This is a genomic window from Streptomyces sp. NPDC006235, assembly GCF_040613735.1.
Lineage (GTDB): Bacteria > Actinomycetota > Actinomycetes > Streptomycetales > Streptomycetaceae > Streptomyces.
Genome location: NZ_JBEXSR010000060.1, coordinates 21,009 through 36,444, shown reverse-complemented (window position 1 = coordinate 36,444; position 15,436 = coordinate 21,009). Strand labels below are relative to the sequence as shown.

Genomic DNA, 15,436 nt, shown 5'->3' with positions numbered 1-15,436 from the left:
GGTCCGTGCCACCTCCGAGCTCATCGCCGAGGAGCTGCGGCGCCTCGACGCGGACGAGATGTACGCCATCGCCCTGAACGGCGAGGCAACCGAGGTGACCTCGGTCAGCTGCGCGGCGACCTCGGCGTCGTCGGCCGGGTGCGTCTCGGCGAAGCGGGTCACCGAGCCGGGGATGGACAGCTTGACGTCCTCCAGCACCTTGCCGCCGGCCACGCCCACGGACTTGCGGGTCTCGTCGTGCGCCCAGACGCCGCCGTACTGGCCGAACGCGGTGCCGACCACGGCCACCGGCTTGCCGCTGAGGGCACCGGCACCGTACGGGCGGGACAGCCAGTCGATGACGTTCTTCAGGACGGCCGGGATGGTGCCGTTGTACTCGGGCGTGAACAGGATCAGGCCGTCGGCGGCGTTGGCGGCCTCGCGCAGCCTCGCGGCGGCGGCCGGGACGCTGCCCTCGACGTCGATGTCCTCGTTGTAGAACGGGATCTCCGCCAGTCCCTCGAACAGCTCGACCTCCGCACCCTCGGGGGCGAGCTTGACGGCGGCCTCGGCGAGCTGGCGGTTGTGCGAACCCGCGCGAAGGCTGCCGACGAGGGCGAGGATACGAACAGACATGCTGACTCCCACGTAGTGAAGGACGGCTCCGAAACACTGCCGTTACGATCCGGACCGAGGTCCGTTTAATGTTGTAGCACCTAAGCGGACCGCGGTCCAGTTTTGTTCCCGATGCTTTACGCTGGCTTCATGGCCACCGTCCCGCCCCCCTTCCCGACGCCTCAGGAGCCCGTCGGCCACCCGGAGCTGCTCCAGCTGGGCACCGCCCTGGAGCCCGACGAGCCCTGCCTGCGGGCCGACGCCGCGCGCAACCGGGCCCGGCTGCTGGAGGCCGCCGCGCGGCTGGTGGCGGAGCGCGGCGCGGACGCCGTCACGATGGAGGCGGTGGCCGCCGAGGCCTGTGTGGGCAAGGGCACGGTCTTCCGCAGGTTCGGCGACCGCACCGGTCTGCTGACGGCGCTGCTCGATCACTCCGAGAAGAAGTTCCAGGCCGCGTTCCTCACCGGGCCGCCGCCGCTCGGCCCGGGAGCGCCCCCGGTGGAGCGGCTGCGGGCGTTCGGCTGTGCGTCGCTGCGCCGCTCCACGGACGAACTGGAGCTGCAACTGGCGGCCGAGCCGGACGCCGGCCGCCGCTTCACCGTGCCGCCCCGCCGGGTGCGCCACCACCACGTGGCCATGCTGCTGCGGCAGGTCGTCCCGGAAGCGGACTGCGAACTGCTCTCCCACGCCCTGATGGGCCAGCTCGACCCGGCTCTGATCCACCACCTGACCAGGCAGTGCGGGATACCCATGGCTCGTCTGGAGGACGCCTGGGTCGACCTCGTCGACCGGGTGACGGGCACGGCCGCGGCCGGCTGAGCGCCCGTCCGGGGCCCCGTGACCGCTCACGGCTTCCTCACAACTCCCCCGCCCGATCGGCGCATTGGGGCTTCTGCCAAGATGCCGTACGTCATGGTGCAGATACCCAAAACGCCCGCGCCCCCGTCGCCCGCACCGTTGCGCTCCGTGCCCACGAGCGCCGATGTGGCCCGCCTGGCCGGCGTCTCGCGCGCGACCGTCTCCTACGTCCTCAACAACACCAGCGCCGTACGGATCAGCGAGCCCACCCGCCGCCGGGTCCACGAGGCCGCGAAGGAACTCGGCTACGTCCCGCACGCGGCGGCCCGCAGCTTGCGCGCCGGGCACAGCCGTATGGTCCTGATCCCCGCGCCGACCTTCCCCGTCGGCCCGCTCTACAACCGGTTCCTCACCGACCTCCAGGGTGCGCTCGGCAGCCTGGACTACACGGTGGTGCAGTACGGCACCGGTGGCCCGCACGGCGACGAAGCCGCCCGTGCCTGGGCCGAGTTGCGGCCCGTGGCCGTGCTCGTACCCGGTTCCGGGCTCGGCCCGCGCGGGGTGGCGGTGCTCAAGCGCTCGGGGGCGCGGGCCGTGGTCACCCTCGGCCCCGAGACCATCGAGGGCGCGCACGCCCTGCTCATGGACCACGACGTGGTCGGCCACAGTGCGGGCTCTCACCTCTACGACCGGGGCAGGCGCCGCATCGGCGTCGTCGTCCCGCAGGAGCCCGGCCTGGAGGCGTTCTCGGCGCCCCGGCTCGACGGTGTGCGCCAGTCCGTGCGGGGCACCGACGCCACGGTGACCGAGCTGCCGCTCGCCTACGACGAGGAGGCCGCCGCGCGCCTCGCCGCCCGCTGGCGGGACCTCGGCCTGGACGCCGTGTTCACCTACAACGACGAGTACGCGATGCTGCTCACGCGGGCCCTGAAGGACGAGGGCATTCGCATCCCCGAGGAGACGGCCGTGATCGGCGCCGACGACCTGATGCTCGGCCGGCTCCTCCGGCCGAGGCTCAGCACGGTCCGCCTCGAACTGCCCTCCGGCCGCGAACTGGCCGAACTGGTTGACCGAGCCGTGCGCAAGCCCGGAACCGAGCCGGAGACGCACAAGGTCCTGGGCGCGACGGTGCTCCACCGCGAGTCGAGCTAGCCGGGCCCTGCCGGGTCCGGCTCAGCGGCGGCTGATCGGGTGCGCGTGGCCGGCGCTCGGGTTCGCGTGGTAGCCCGCTGGGGTTTGAGTGGCCGGAGTGCCTGGAGTGGCGGGAGCGGCTGGGTTGGTGCGCGTGGCCACCGCTCCGGATCGCGCGGCGGCCACTCGGCTTCGCGTGGCAGCCGGTCGGGTTCGCGCGGCTGCTACTCGGCTTCGCGTGGCGGCCATTCGGGTTCGCGCCGCAGCTGCTCGGAATCCCGCGGCCACGGTCGGGATGCTGCGGTCGCCGCTCGGGATTGCGCGGAGCGGGTCTGCCGCGCCGACCTGTCGGGTTCGCGCGGCCACGGCTCGGCAGCCACTCGGGATCGCCGGTCGGTTCGCGCGGCCCACATCCGGACCGGGGGGCCACCGATCGGGACTGCGCGGCCCCTCGATCCGCCCGGGCCCCCGGAGCGGACCGGGGGCCGCGGCCCGGGGGCGGCCCTGGGCCGGACCGCACGGCCCTGGGCCGGACCGCATGGGTCCCGGCCCGGACCGCATGGGTCCCGGCCCGGACCGCATGGGTCCCGGCCCGGACCGCACGGCCCCCGCCCCGACCACGCGGCCCCCGCGGAGCCCGGTCGGCCGCTCGGCAGCCCGTGGCATGGCTAGGATGTTGCATGCTCAACAAAACGGGGGCGCGTACGCACGCCGCCGCGACCCGCGTGGTTGCGGCCCGGTCGGCGCGTCCCGCCCTGTGACCGCCGAACCGGCCGCACACTCACGGGAGTCCCGCTCACCCGTCAGCCGGTGACCGATCGATCGGAGAGCGTCATGCCCTTGCTCGACACCAGGACCTGGCAGCCCCAGACCCTGACAGGCCCCGGGTACACCGTCACCGAGCCCGCCACCGGCCAAGCCCTCGGCACCCTCGCCCTCGCCGGTCCGAAGGACGTCGAGGCCGCCGCCGAGAGGGCCGCCGTCGCCCAGCGCGAGTGGGCCCGCTCCCCGCACTTCGCCCGGGCCGCCGTGCTCCGCAGGGCCGGCGACCTGTTCACGGCACACGCCGCCGAACTGCGCGAATGGCTCGTCCGCGAGTCCGGTTCCGTCCCCGGCAAGGCCGACTTCGAACTGCACGTCGCCGCCCAGGAGTGCTACGAGGCCGCCGCACTCGCCTCCCGCCCGGCCGGCCAGGTCCTGCCCAGCGAGGCGCCGCGCCTGTCGTACACGCGGCGCGTCCCGGCCGGTGTCGTGGGCGTGATCTCCCCGTTCAACGCCCCGCTGATCCTGTCCATCCGCTCCGTCGCACCGGCCCTGGCCCTCGGCAACGCCGTCGTCCTCAAGCCGGATCCGCGCACCGCCGTCTGCGGAGGGCTGTCCCTCGCCGCGGTCTTCGCCGCCGCGGGCCTGCCGCAGGACCTGCTGCACGTGCTCCCCGGCGGCCCGGACGTCGGACAGGCCCTGGTCTCCGACCCGCGCGTGCCGGTCATCTCCTTCACCGGCTCCACCCCGGCCGGGCGGGCCGTGGGCGAGGCCGCCGGCCGCCACCTCAAGCGGGCCCACCTGGAACTGGGCGGCAACTCGGCCATGATCGTGCTGCCGGACGCCGACCTCGACGCGGTGATCTCCACCGCCGCCTGGGGCTCGTTCTTCCACCAGGGCCAGATCTGCATGACGACCGGCCGCCACCTGGTGCACGCGTCCCTGTACGACGAGTACGTCGAGCGGCTGGCCGCCAAGGCCGACTCGCTCGCCGTCGGCGACCCCTACCGCGAACAGGTCCACCTGGGCCCGATCATCGACTCCGGCCAGCTCGCCAAGATCAGCGGCCTGGTCGAGTCCAGCAAGGCCGCCGGCGCCAAACTCGCCGCGGGCGGCACCCACGACCGGCTCTTCTACCGGCCCACGGTCCTCGCCCACGTCGGCGACAACACCCCGGCGTACACGGAGGAGGTCTTCGGACCCGTGGCGCCCGTACGCTCCTTCACCACCACCGACGAGGCGGCGGCCCTGGCCGCGCAGAGCCCCTACGGACTCTCCCTGGGCATCGTCACCCGCGACCCGGCCCGTGGCCTGGACCTCGCCGAGCGCATTCCGACCGGCATCGTCCACATCAACGACCAGACCGTCAACGACGAGGCCGTGGCACCCTTCGGCGGAGTCGCCGCCTCCGGCACCGGCGCCCGCTTCGGCGGCGAGGCCAACCTGGAGGCCTTCACCGAACTGCGCTGGACGACGGTACGCGGAGACGTGGCTCCGTATCCGTTCTAGCCCTGCGGCGCCTGCTGGCCCTCCTGAGCCTGCTGCTCGGCGATCGCCTTGCGGACCTCGTCCATGTCGAGGTTGCGGGCCTGCCCGATGACGTCCGTCAGGGCGGCCTCGGGCAGGGCGCCCGGCTGCGCGAACACGGCGACCTGGTCACGGACGATCATCAGTGTCGGAATCGACTGGATACCGAAGGCCGCGGCCAGCTCCGGCTGCGCCTCGGTGTCCACCTTGCCGAACACGAGGTCCGGGTTCTCCTCCGCCGCCTTCTCGTAGACCGGCGCGAACTGCTTGCACGGCCCGCACCAGGACGCCCAGAAGTCGATCAGGACGAACTCGTTGTCCGTGACCGTCTGGTCGAAGTTCTCCTTGGTGAGCTCCACGGTGCTGCTCATGGCGTAAATCCCTCTTCCTGGTGTGGGTCAAGCCGTCGGCACAACACGGCCGACCTGGTAGGTATTCCGCGCCCCTACCCGTGTGGCCAGGGCGCACACCACCCACCAGACTGACCCCATGACGGAAACGGAAACCAACGCGTACGACGTCGTGGTGCTCGGGGCCGGGCCCGTGGGGGAGAACGTCGCCGACCGCACCCGTGCGGCCGGTCTGACCACCGCGGTCGTGGAGAGCGAACTGGTCGGCGGAGAGTGCTCGTACTGGGCGTGCATGCCCAGCAAGGCCCTGCTGCGGCCGGTCATCGCCCGCGCGGACGCCCGCCGCGTGCCGGGCCTGAGTCAGTCGGTGCAGGGCCCCCTCGACGCCTCCGCGGTCCTCGCCCACCGGGACTACTACACCTCGAACTGGAAGGACGACGGACAGGTCGGATGGCTCGACAGCATCGGCGCCGACCTGTACCGCGGCCACGGCCGCCTCACCGGCCCGCGCACGGTGACGGTCACCGGCCCGGACGGCGGTGACCGCGTCCTGACCGCCCGGCACGCCGTCGCCGTCTGCACCGGCAGCCGCGCCGCCCTGCCCGGGATGCCCGGACTCGACGAGGTCCGGCCGTGGACCAGCCGGGAGGCCACCAGCGCCCAGCACGTGCCCGGCCGCCTGATCGTCGTCGGCGGCGGCGTCGTCGCCACCGAGATGGCCACCGTCTGGCAGGCCCTCGGCTCCGAGGTCACCATGCTGGTACGTGGCAAGGGCCTGCTGCCCCGGATGGAACCCTTCGCCGGAGAACTCGTCGCCGAGGCACTCACCGAAGCCGGCGCGGACGTCCGCACCGGCACATCGCTGGAATCGGTGACCCGCGAGAACGGCACCGTCGTCGCCGTCACGGACAACGGCGACCGCGTCGAGGCCGACGAGATCCTCTTCGCGACCGGCCGCGCACCCCGCACCGACGACCTCGGCCTGGAGACGATCGGCCTGGAACCCGGCTCCTGGCTCGACGTCGACGACAGCCTCCGCGTCACCGGCCACGACTGGCTGTACGCGGTCGGCGACGTCAACCAGCGCGCCCTCCTCACCCACCAGGGCAAGTACCAGGCCCGCATCGCCGGCGCCGCCATCGCCGCACGGGCCACCGGCGAGAACCTCCTGGCCGAGCCCTGGGGCGCCCATGCCGCGACCGCCGACCACGCCGCCGTCCCCCAGGTCGTCTTCACCGACCCGGAAGCGGCGGCCGTCGGCCTGTCACTCGCCGAGGCCGAGCAGGCGGGGCACCGGGTGAAGGCCGTCGACGTGGACCTGTCCACCGTCGCGGGCGCGGGCCTGTACGCCGACGGCTACAAGGGCCGCGCCCGCATGGTCGTCGACCTGGAGGACGAGATCCTGCGCGGGGTGACCCTCGTCGGCCCCGGCGTCGGCGAGCTCATCCACTCCGCCACCATCGCCGTCGCAGGCCAGGTCCCGATCAGCCGCCTGTGGCACGCCGTCCCGTCCTACCCGACGATCAGCGAGGTGTGGCTGCGGCTGCTGGAGGCCTACCGCGACGCCTGACCTCCGGCTCAAGCGACCCGGGGGCCGATGGTGTTCTGGCAACGTCACGCGTGCGCCGGCACCACCAATTCCCGGTAGTCGTCGCTCCACAGATCCTCCTCCGCCTCCGGCAGCAGCAGCACCCGGTCCGGCCGCAGCGCGTCGACGGCGCCCTCGTCGTGCGTGACCATGACGATCGCGCCCGGGTACGTGCCCACCGCGGCCAGGACCTCGGCACGGGAGGCCGGGTCGAGGTTGTTGGTGGGCTCGTCGAGGAGCAGTACGTTCGCGCCCGAGTGGACCAGGCCCGCCAGGGCGAGCCGGGTCTTCTCGCCGCCGGAGAGGACGCCGACGCGCTTGCCGGTGTCGTCGCCGGAGAACAGGAACGCGCCCAGGACCCGGCGGACTTCGCCGTCCGTGAGGTGCGGGGCGGCAGCCGCCAGATGCTCACGTACCGTCAGTTCCGGGTCCAGCGTGTCGTGTTCCTGGGCGAAGTAGCCGAGGCGCAGTCCGTGCCCGTGAACCACCCGGCCGCTGTCCGGCGTGTCCTGCCCGGCGAGGATCCGCAACAGGGTCGTCTTCCCGGCGCCGTTGGGCCCGAGCACCACCAGGCGGCTGCCCCGGTCGACGGCGAGATCGACGCCCCGCAGGACGTGCTGACCGCCGTACGACCTGGTCAGGCTGACCGCGCCGAGGGGGATCCGGCCACAGGGCGCCGGCTCGGGCAGCCGGATCCTGGCCGTCTTCTCGGCGCGCCGGGCCGGTTCGAGGTCCGCGAGCATCCGGTCGGCGCGGCGGGTCATGTTCCGCGCGGCCACCGCGGTCGCCACCCGGGCCCGCATCTTGTCGGCCTGGGCGTGCAATGCCGCCGCCTTGCGCTGCGCGTTCGCCCGCTCGCGGGCCCGTCGCCGTTCGTCGGCGTCCCGCTGGGCCAGGTACTCGTCCCAGCCGGTGTTGTGGACGTCGAGCGCGGCACGCCCCGGATCCAGGTGGAAGACCCGGTTCACCGTGCCGGCCAGCAGGGACGTGTCGTGGCTGATCATCACGAGCCCGCCCTGGTAGGTGGTGAGGAACCCGCGCAGCCAGGCGACCGAGGCCGCGTCCAGATGGTTCGTCGGCTCGTCCAGCAGCAGCGTGCCGTGCCCGGCGAACAGGATGCGGGCCAGTTCCACGCGCCGGCGCTGACCGCCCGACAGGGCGCGCAGCGGCCGGTCCATCAGATCCGCGGGCAGTCCGACTCCGGCGGCGACCCGGGCGGCCTCCGCCTCGGCCGCGTAACCGCCGCGCGCCTGGAACTCGGCCTCGGCCCGCACATAGGCGTTCATCGACCGCTCCGTCCCCTCGGCCATCGCGGCCTCGGCGCGGCGCAGTTCCCGTACGGCGTGATCCAGGCCGCGCGCGGACAGGATCCGGTCGGTGACGGTGACCGACTGGTCGGCGGCGCGCGAGTCCTGCGGGAGGTGGCCGACGTCACCGGTGCGGGCGACGGTCCCGGCGGCGGGCCGCAGGGTGCCCGCCAGGGTGTGCAACAGGGTGGTCTTTCCCGCGCCGTTGCGGCCGACCAGGCCGATGCGGTCGCCGGGGGAGACGTGGAAGGAGACGCCGGACAGCAGCAGACGCGCGCCCACGCGCACGTCGACGTCACGAACAGTGACCATGAGAAAACGCTCCGAGCAAGCAAGAGGACACACGGGTGGCGTGGAAGTGGGTCCTCGGCTAGGAAATTCGGGGCGTAGACATGGACGTCACGGTAACGGAGGCGCCTGCCGTACGCCTCCCGATTTCCGCGGCAGTCGGCGTTACGGCAGCTCGAAGCCGAGCGCCCGCGCGGCCTCCTCCGGCGTCGGCTGAGCCCAGCGCTCCGTCACCGCCTGGCTGGACGACAGCGAACGCAACTCGGCCCGGTCGAGATACAGTTCCCCGTCGAGGTGGTCCGTCTCGTGCTGCACGATCCGCGCGGGCCAGCCCTCGAACACCTCGTCCAGCGCGTGCCCGTGCTCGTCCTGCCCGGTCAGCCGCACCTCGGCGGGCCGCGCCACCACCGCCTGCCAGCCCGGCACGCTCAGACAGCCCTCGAAGAACGCGGCCCGCGCGCCGCCGACGGGCTCGTAGACGGGATTGACCAGCACCCGGAACGGCTGCGGCACCCGTCCGCGCGCCAGCCGCACCGCGTCCGGCACCGGTGCCGGGTCCTCGATCACAGCGATCCTCAGCGGCACACCGACCTGAGGTGCCGCCAGGCCCACCCCCGGCGCCGCGCGCATGGTGATCCGCAGGGCCTCCACGAACCGGGTCAGCAGCGCGGGCCCCAACTGACCGTCGTACGGCTCGGTGCCGCGCCGCAGCACCGGGTCCCCGGCCGCCACGATGGTCAACGGGCCGCCACCGGCGAGGAGTTCCTCGATCCGTTCGGCCAGGGGTGCGCGATCGCTCGGAGTTCCCATCGCGTCAGGATGACACGGCCCGCCCCACCCTCGTGTGCGGCACGTCACACGCACTTCCCGGGAACTGGACGCCCCTTCAGTCCGACTACTGCACCGCAACGGCCACGAAGACGTCCCCGGGAGAACCCGCAGATGACCACCGCTCCCTCGACCACCACGGACGAGGCCCCGCAATCCGCCACCCCACCCCCGGCGAAGAGCAGTTGGGCCCTCCTGCGCCCGATCGTCCTCCGCCTGCACTTCTACGCCGGGGTACTGGTGGCCCCGTTCCTCCTCGTCGCCGCCACCACCGGCCTGCTGTACGCCGCCTCCTTCCAGGCCGAGAAGATCGTGTACGACCATGAACTGACCGTCCCGGCGGGTGAGCGGAAGCTGCCGATCAGTGAGCAGGTGGCCGCCGCCCGCAAGGTCCACCCCGAGGGCACGATCTCGGCCGTACGCCCCTCGCCCGAGGCGGACGCGACGACCAGGGTGATGCTGTCCGGTGTCCCGGGCGTCGACGAGGGGCACACGCTCGCGGTGTTCGTCGACCCGTACACCGCGCAGGTGCGCGGCTCCCTCGACCAGTACGGCTCGACGGGCGCGCTGCCGCTGCGCACCTGGATCGACGAGTTCCACCGCGACCTGCACCTCGGCGAGTCCGGCCGGCTGTACAGCGAACTGGCGGCCAGCTGGCTGTGGGTGATCTCGGCCGGCGGACTGGTGCTGTGGTTCTCCCGCCGCCGTGCCCTGCGCAAGGTGCGGGGCACGAACGGACGGCGCCGCACTCTCGGCCTGCACGGCAGCGTCGGCGCCTGGGCGGCGGCCGGCTTCTTCTTCCTCTCGGCGACCGGCCTGACCTGGTCGGCCTACGCCGGAGCCACCATCGACGAGCTGCGGACCTCGCTGGGTCAGGCCACCCCGGCGGTGTCGGCGTCGGCGAGTGGTGAACACGCCGGCCACGGCTCCGCCGCAGGGCAGGCCGGAGACGCCGCGCACGGGGTGGGCCTGGACAAGGTCCTCGCGGCGGCCCGGGCGGAGGGACTGGGCGACCCGGTGGAGATCGTGCCGCCGGCGGACGAGAAGTCGGCGTACGTCGTCCGGCAGGTGCAGCGCAGCTGGCCCGAGAAGCAGGACTCCGTCGCGATCGACCCGGCCGGTGGTGAGGTCGTGGACGTCCTGCGGTTCGCCGACTACCCGGTGCTCGCGAAGCTCACCCGGTGGGGCATCGACCTGCACACCGGCATCCTGTTCGGCCTGGCCAACCAGATCGCCCTGATGCTGCTCGCGCTCTGTCTGATCCTGCTGATCGTGTGGGGTTACCGCATGTGGTGGCAGCGTGGTCGTGGCACCGCCTTCGGCCGCCCGGTCCCACGCGGCGCCTGGCAGCAGGTGCCGCCACAGATCCTGGTACCGCTCCTGGCGGGGGTCGCCGTACTCGGCTACTTCCTGCCCCTGTTCGGCATCCCGCTCGCGGCCTTCCTGGCCGTCGACATCCTGCTGGGCGAGATCGCCTACCGGCGGGGACGGCGGACGTACGGGGCGGGGACACCGGCGCAGTAGCGGACCCGCCGACGCAAAGGTGCCGGGCTCCCCATGGGGAGCCCGGCACCTTCCGGTACGTACTGGTCAGTCCTGTTCGAAGTCACCCGCGAGCGCGGAGGCGATCCGCAGGTGCGACTCCGCCTCCTCGTGCCGGTTCTGCCGCTGGAGCGTGCGGCCGAGCATCAACCGGGCGTAGTGCTCGACCGGGTCCCGCTCGACGATCACCCGCAACTCAGCTTCCGCACGCCCCAGTTGGGCCGAGTGATAGTAGGAGCGCGCCAGCAGCAGCCGCGGCCCGGTCTGCTCGGGCACCTCCTCGACCAGCCCGCCCAGGACCCGCGCGGCGGCGGCGTAGTCCTTGGCGTCGAAGAACATCTGCGCGCGCTCCCAGCGCTCCGCCGGTGTCCCGTGGGCGTAGTACGTCGCGTCGTAGGTCGTGTTCACTCGTGCCTCCTTCGAGGCCGACAACCGAACGGGTTGGTTTAATATTCCACTACAGAGTGGACCGCCCCTCGATGAGGGCGGCCGACCGGCGCGGGCGCCCGGGTGCGACCCGAATGACGCGCGACGGGCTCTTCCGCCGGACTAGGTTGTGACCCATGAGCAATCTTGAGCGCGAGGCGGCTCCCTCCCCGTGCGGTGGCCGCGGCTTCGTCGTAGCCGAGCCGGTTCGCGAACTCCTCAGTCCTCGCCACGTCAAGCTGGGCGAGTCCAGCGAGGTCCGCAGGCTGCTGCCCAACCTCGGCCGCCGTATGGTCGGAGCCTGGTGCTTCGTCGACCACTACGGCCCCGACGACATCGCCGACGAACCCGGCATGCAGGTGCCCCCGCATCCCCACATGGGCCTCCAGACGGTGAGCTGGCTGCACGAGGGGGAGGTGCTGCACCGCGACTCCACCGGCAGCCTCCAGACGATCCGGCCGCGCGAACTGGGCCTGATGACCTCCGGCCGGGCGATCAGCCACTCGGAGGAGAGCCCGCGCTCGCACGCCCGTTTCCTGCACGGCGCCCAACTGTGGGTCGCCCTCCCGGACGGCCACCGCCACACCGACCCGCGCTTCGAACACCACGCCGACCTGCCGGTCGTCACGGCGCCCGGCATCAAGGCGACGCTCATCCTCGGCGACCTCGACGGCGCGACCTCGCCTGGCACGGCGTACACCCCGATCACCGGCGCCGACCTGGCCCTCACCCGGGGCGCGGACGTACGCCTCCCCCTGGAACCGGACTTCGAGTACGCCGTCCTGTCCATGTCCGGCGAGGCCCACGTGGACGGCGTCCCGGTCCTGCCCGGCTCGATGCTCTACCTCGGCTGCGGCCGCAGTGAACTGCCGCTGCGGGCCGAGTCGGACGCGGGCCTGATGCTCCTGGGCGGCGAGCCGTTCGAGGAGGAACTGATCATGTTCTGGAACTGGATCGGACGGTCGCAGGAGGAGATCGTACAGGCCCGCCGGGACTGGATGGAAGGGTCGAGATTCGGAGAGGTGAAGGGCTATGACGGGGATCCCCTACCGGCCCCCGAGCTGCCGCCGACGCCTCTGAAGCCGCGAGGAAGAGCCCGTTGACCTGCGGAAACGACGGATCATTCGGTGCCGGGCGGGTGACGTGCTGTCGGGTGCTGGCTCCCGCTCGGCGGCCGCTCGCGGGGGAGCGGATGGGTGTGCCGCAGCTACGGTTTCGGGCGCTGGGCGGTTCCAGAGTCTGGGTGTCTGTGGGCAGCTGTGGCAGGACTCTTGCTAACCCTTTGCTAACTCTACTGACGCGTCATCAGGTTCCGTCGACGGCTCGTGTTCTCCTTTAGTGGTGTGGGGTGGTCACCGCCGGCTGAGTGGCCAACTGAGGGATTCCGACCTGGCGGGCGACTGAGTCACACTCTGGATCAGGACCTGGCGCTCGGCCTGTCGTCTTATAGCAGTTCCACAAGGTGTGCGTGTCCGTGAGCGCTCTCGGTACTGCTCACCGGAAGGGGATGCCTGTCGGATTATTCCTGGCAGGTTCTTCGTCTGCTGGTGGTACACGGCTCAGATACAGTTTGACCAGCGAAAACAGCTCCGATTGCCACAAGCTGCGGACGGCTGGTCCGGGTATGGTCCGGATCTTGGTTCGAAGGTTCCTGGTGATGAGCGCTGCCCGCATGTTGCGCTTGTACGACGATGACGGCCTCGGCACTGCTCCGAGAGGCGACGACGGGCCGCAGAAGACTGTCCTGACCGGGCTGCACCAAGGCTGGATCCGGCGCTGGCGGAGGCCAGCGGCGGTTTCTTCGGCCCGGCCCTACAACCGTGGCGCTGTCCTCGCAGGACCGCGACGACACCGCGTTGAGAATTCGTCCCGTGGGGGCTCGGTTGGCCGAGGCGTCGCGGCGGCGGGTTGATCAGTGCCTACCAGTGCCTCCCGCCCCTGTGACGCCCCCGGGTCATGGTCGCAGAACCAGGGTTCGAAGGGGCGGCGCCGGCGCACTATGGCTGTGAGTGCGCTTCCGCTGCTTTTCGCCATTCGTCGGCAGAGCTCCGCTTGGCGTGACCGGGGCTGTTTCCGCAGGTGAGAGACGGACGGTTACGCGCCGCGTGAGGGCTGACGGAAAGGGCCATGGTGAACCGCTTGGGAGCTGAGAAGGGCATTCGCCCAGCTGAGCTGCCTCATGCTCGCTGCCCCGTGAATTGGCGTGACGGTGTGGGCCCTCCTGGCCTGATGGCGACTCGACCGGGGCGTGGCGCCGTGATGCCCCATCAGCTGCTGTCAGTGCCCACTGCTACACCCTTTTGTTGGGATGAGCCGCGCTCCGCGGCCCACCGACGGGAGGGGGAAACATGTCGAAGGTGCCGGACGGGTTCCACCGGGTGCGCGGACACATCCGTCGCAATCCGAAGCCCAGGAGCGCCAAGCGCATGAGCGGTTGGATGATTGCCGGCTTACTCGCCGGCGTGTGGCTGTGGGGGCAGGTGTTCGGGTTCAGTGAGTCCACCGCCACGACACCGCCGACGGATCCGAAGCCGGCGGCCAGCGCGACGGCCGACCGCTGATGGGACGGATACGTCTGCGGCGCCCTCGCGGTGCCGCGGAACTGGTCGCAGCGGCTGTGGTCGCCCTGGCTGTGCTCGTCCTGGTGGCGCGGACGGCGGCCACGGCGGTGGGCGCACTGAAGGCGGCCTGGCCTGGCCTGCTGGCTCTCGCCCTGCTCATGGGAGCCGTCGCGGCGTGGCGGATCAGGCAGGCGACCACGATGCGGCGTCGGGAGAAGGAGCGGCTGGCCACTCTGCGGATCACGCTCGCGGAGTTCGACGCCATGGACGACCGTCGCTTCGAGTACGCCCTGCGGGATCTGCTGGTCCGCGACGGCTGGGCGGCCCGCAGAGTGGGTGGCGGCGGCGACCAGGCCGCCGACGTCATCGGTGACCATCCGCAGCGCGGCCGGATCGTGGTGCAGGCCAAGCACACCCGCGTCGGCGGGAAGGTGGGCTCAGCTGTGATGTACGCGGTGAAGGGGACGGCCGGGCCGGTCCACAAAGCCGATCACGCTGTCGTCGTCACCAACGGAGCCTTCACCCGCGATGCCATGGCGTGGGGTGACCGGCACGGCGTCCACTGGATCGACCGGGAAAAGCTTCGGCGCTGGGCCGGGGACGGTGCAGCTCTGCACGAGCTCCTCGGATTGTCCGCGCGCTGCCGCCCGAGCCGGTTCAGGCGTGCGGCATGACTGGCAAAGATCGTGATCGCTGTCCAAGACGTCTGGAGGTGTGGTGTTCGACGAGGACGGGTCGCTCGACCCGCTGCTGAAGTTCCTGCTGTATGCGGTCATCGCGCTGGCCGTCGGCAAGATGCTCTGGGAGTGGCTCACCGAGGACGTCGGCCAGTGGATCACCGTAGATCTGTGGGGGCTGATAGCCGATCACCCGTGGTGGACCGGGCTCTTCGTGGTCGGCGGACTGCTCATGCTGCTCCTGCTCGGCAGAATCCTGTCATTCCTGTTCGGTGCCAACACCTACGCCGACGCGGGCGACACGTTCGTCGCTCCCTCTGGCGATGTGATCGAAGCGGACGCACTGACCTTCAAGATGAAGCAGCTTTCGTCGATGAGCGCGACGGGTTTCGAGCAGGCGTGTACTGATCTCCTGGCCCGTGACGGATTTCGGCGTCCCAAGCGGGTCGGAGGCGCCGGTGACCTCGGCGTGGACATCACTGCCCGCGATGACGAAGACCGCCTCCTGATCGTGCAGTGCAAGCAGTATCAGAGCCCAGTCGGGTCAGGCCACGTGCAGAAGTTCAACGGGACAGCCCGCCCGCACCACGGAGCCGACCTCCCGATCATGATCGCGCTCAACGGCTTCACGCAGCCGGCGATCGACTTCGCCCAGCATCACCAGCTCATCCTCATGGGCCGCACGGAATTGAAACGATGGGCCCACGGCGAGCACCTCTACGACGTCCTCGGCATCCAAAGCACGACACACTGACGCCAGCGCACACGGAGCTGAGTCCGTCCCGGGAGATCCCTTTAGTGGCCGGTGGTCCCGTTTCGGGCTCAGTCCGGTGCGGCGCGTTGTCATGGAGATCGGCCCGGGCCCCTCCCGGCGAAGACTCCCCCACAGCGAGGCGGCCTTGGGCCGAGAGATCGTGAGGCGACACTCCTGTGACGACGCCGCGGTCTCCGGCATGCCGGTCCTCCCCAACGGGCTCTCTGCCCCAGCCGCCCACCGTCTGAAGCGCGCTTCCTGACGATCCGTGACCTTGCTCCTCGGCGGGGGTAGGTACTGAGG

General features: G+C 71.6%; 13 protein-coding genes and 2 pseudogenes. 10 read left to right on the top strand and 5 right to left on the bottom strand.

From position 1 onward, the window contains the following. Nucleotides 1-100, top strand: a pseudogene (locus ABZ192_RS39770) (oxidoreductase); the annotation flags it as partial. Here ABZ192_RS39770 and ABZ192_RS39765 read toward each other — a convergent pair. Next, nucleotides 97-615: pseudogene (locus ABZ192_RS39765) on the bottom strand (NAD(P)H-dependent oxidoreductase); the annotation flags it as partial. The pseudogenes ABZ192_RS39770 and ABZ192_RS39765 sit on opposite strands and share 4 nt — an antisense overlap. Nucleotides 616-744: 129 nt before the next feature. Here ABZ192_RS39765 and ABZ192_RS39760 point away from each other — a divergent pair. The 3 genes from ABZ192_RS39760 to ABZ192_RS39750 all read left to right on the top strand — a co-directional run bounded on the left by ABZ192_RS39760 (nucleotide 745) and on the right by ABZ192_RS39750 (nucleotide 4,794). Beyond that, nucleotides 745-1,413, top strand: coding sequence for a helix-turn-helix domain-containing protein (locus ABZ192_RS39760; RefSeq protein ID WP_356929336.1), 669 nt, complete (start codon nucleotides 745-747; stop codon nucleotides 1,411-1,413). 93 nt (nucleotides 1,414-1,506) lie between these two features. After that, complete coding sequence (locus ABZ192_RS39755) at nucleotides 1,507-2,544, top strand: LacI family DNA-binding transcriptional regulator (RefSeq protein WP_356929335.1); 1,038 nt, start codon at nucleotides 1,507-1,509, stop codon at nucleotides 2,542-2,544. 813 nt (nucleotides 2,545-3,357) lie between these two features. Continuing rightward, complete coding sequence (locus ABZ192_RS39750) at nucleotides 3,358-4,794, top strand: benzaldehyde dehydrogenase (RefSeq protein WP_356929334.1); 1,437 nt, start codon at nucleotides 3,358-3,360, stop codon at nucleotides 4,792-4,794. On the opposite strand, the gene trxA is transcribed toward ABZ192_RS39750, so the two are convergent. Further along, nucleotides 4,791-5,183, bottom strand: coding sequence for a thioredoxin (trxA, locus tag ABZ192_RS39745; RefSeq protein WP_020273887.1), 393 nt, complete (start codon nucleotides 5,181-5,183; stop codon nucleotides 4,791-4,793). The two genes, ABZ192_RS39750 and trxA, sit on opposite strands and share 4 nt — an antisense overlap. Before the next feature lie 118 nt (nucleotides 5,184-5,301). On the opposite strand from trxA, the gene ABZ192_RS39740 reads away from it, so the two are divergent. Continuing rightward, a complete protein-coding gene (locus ABZ192_RS39740) occupies nucleotides 5,302-6,732 on the top strand; it encodes an NAD(P)/FAD-dependent oxidoreductase (protein WP_356929333.1) in 1,431 nt (476 codons plus the stop codon). 44 nt (nucleotides 6,733-6,776) lie between these two features. Here ABZ192_RS39740 and ABZ192_RS39735 read toward each other — a convergent pair whose 3' ends face one another. Then, complete coding sequence (locus tag ABZ192_RS39735) at nucleotides 6,777-8,369, bottom strand: ABC-F family ATP-binding cassette domain-containing protein (RefSeq protein WP_356929332.1); 1,593 nt, start codon at nucleotides 8,367-8,369, stop codon at nucleotides 6,777-6,779. A 141-nt stretch (nucleotides 8,370-8,510) separates the two neighbouring features. Next, complete coding sequence (locus tag ABZ192_RS39730) at nucleotides 8,511-9,155, bottom strand: peptide deformylase (RefSeq protein WP_356929331.1); 645 nt, start codon at nucleotides 9,153-9,155, stop codon at nucleotides 8,511-8,513. A 132-nt stretch (nucleotides 9,156-9,287) separates the two neighbouring features. On the opposite strand from ABZ192_RS39730, the gene ABZ192_RS39725 reads away from it, so the two are divergent. Further along, nucleotides 9,288-10,697, top strand: coding sequence for a PepSY domain-containing protein (locus ABZ192_RS39725; RefSeq protein WP_356929330.1), 1,410 nt, complete (start codon nucleotides 9,288-9,290; stop codon nucleotides 10,695-10,697). Between the two features lie 66 nt (nucleotides 10,698-10,763). Here ABZ192_RS39725 and ABZ192_RS39720 read toward each other — a convergent pair whose 3' ends face one another. Continuing rightward, nucleotides 10,764-11,054, bottom strand: a complete 291-nt coding sequence (locus tag ABZ192_RS39720; RefSeq protein WP_356929337.1) for a tetratricopeptide repeat protein — start codon at nucleotides 11,052-11,054, stop codon at nucleotides 10,764-10,766. Between the two features lie 224 nt (nucleotides 11,055-11,278). On the opposite strand from ABZ192_RS39720, the gene ABZ192_RS39715 reads away from it, so the two are divergent. The 4 genes from ABZ192_RS39715 (at nucleotide 11,279) to ABZ192_RS39700 (ending at nucleotide 15,133) form a co-directional block, all read left to right on the top strand. Continuing rightward, nucleotides 11,279-12,244, top strand: coding sequence for a pirin family protein (locus tag ABZ192_RS39715; RefSeq protein ID WP_356929329.1), 966 nt, complete (start codon nucleotides 11,279-11,281; stop codon nucleotides 12,242-12,244). Nucleotides 12,245-13,489: 1,245 nt separating this feature from the next. After that, the gene (locus tag ABZ192_RS39710; protein ID WP_079033661.1) at nucleotides 13,490-13,702 is read left to right on the top strand and encodes a hypothetical protein; all 213 of its coding nucleotides are present in this window, start codon (nucleotides 13,490-13,492) and stop codon (nucleotides 13,700-13,702) included. Beyond that, entirely contained in the window at nucleotides 13,702-14,376 is a 675-nt protein-coding gene (locus ABZ192_RS39705; protein ID WP_356929328.1) for a restriction endonuclease, read from the top strand. The genes ABZ192_RS39710 and ABZ192_RS39705 overlap by 1 nt, the downstream gene beginning before the upstream one ends. Nucleotides 14,377-14,419: 43 nt before the next feature. Continuing rightward, entirely contained in the window at nucleotides 14,420-15,133 is a 714-nt protein-coding gene (locus tag ABZ192_RS39700; RefSeq protein ID WP_356929327.1) for a restriction endonuclease, read from the top strand. The last annotated feature ends 303 nt before the right edge of the window (nucleotides 15,134-15,436 follow it).

Coding starts and splice junctions, on each gene's coding strand:
- ABZ192_RS39760 (WP_356929336.1), top strand. CDS start 745: ATGGCCACCGTCCCGCCCCCCTTCCCGACGCCTCAGGAGCCCGTCGGC.
- ABZ192_RS39755 (WP_356929335.1), top strand. CDS start 1,507: ATGGTGCAGATACCCAAAACGCCCGCGCCCCCGTCGCCCGCACCGTTG.
- ABZ192_RS39750 (WP_356929334.1), top strand. CDS start 3,358: ATGCCCTTGCTCGACACCAGGACCTGGCAGCCCCAGACCCTGACAGGC.
- trxA (WP_020273887.1), bottom strand. CDS start 5,183: ATGAGCAGCACCGTGGAGCTCACCAAGGAGAACTTCGACCAGACGGTC.
- ABZ192_RS39740 (WP_356929333.1), top strand. CDS start 5,302: ATGACGGAAACGGAAACCAACGCGTACGACGTCGTGGTGCTCGGGGCC.
- ABZ192_RS39735 (WP_356929332.1), bottom strand. CDS start 8,369: ATGGTCACTGTTCGTGACGTCGACGTGCGCGTGGGCGCGCGTCTGCTG.
- ABZ192_RS39730 (WP_356929331.1), bottom strand. CDS start 9,155: ATGGGAACTCCGAGCGATCGCGCACCCCTGGCCGAACGGATCGAGGAA.
- ABZ192_RS39725 (WP_356929330.1), top strand. CDS start 9,288: ATGACCACCGCTCCCTCGACCACCACGGACGAGGCCCCGCAATCCGCC.
- ABZ192_RS39720 (WP_356929337.1), bottom strand. CDS start 11,054: ATGTTCTTCGACGCCAAGGACTACGCCGCCGCCGCGCGGGTCCTGGGC.
- ABZ192_RS39715 (WP_356929329.1), top strand. CDS start 11,279: ATGAGCAATCTTGAGCGCGAGGCGGCTCCCTCCCCGTGCGGTGGCCGC.
- ABZ192_RS39710 (WP_079033661.1), top strand. CDS start 13,490: ATGTCGAAGGTGCCGGACGGGTTCCACCGGGTGCGCGGACACATCCGT.
- ABZ192_RS39705 (WP_356929328.1), top strand. CDS start 13,702: ATGGGACGGATACGTCTGCGGCGCCCTCGCGGTGCCGCGGAACTGGTC.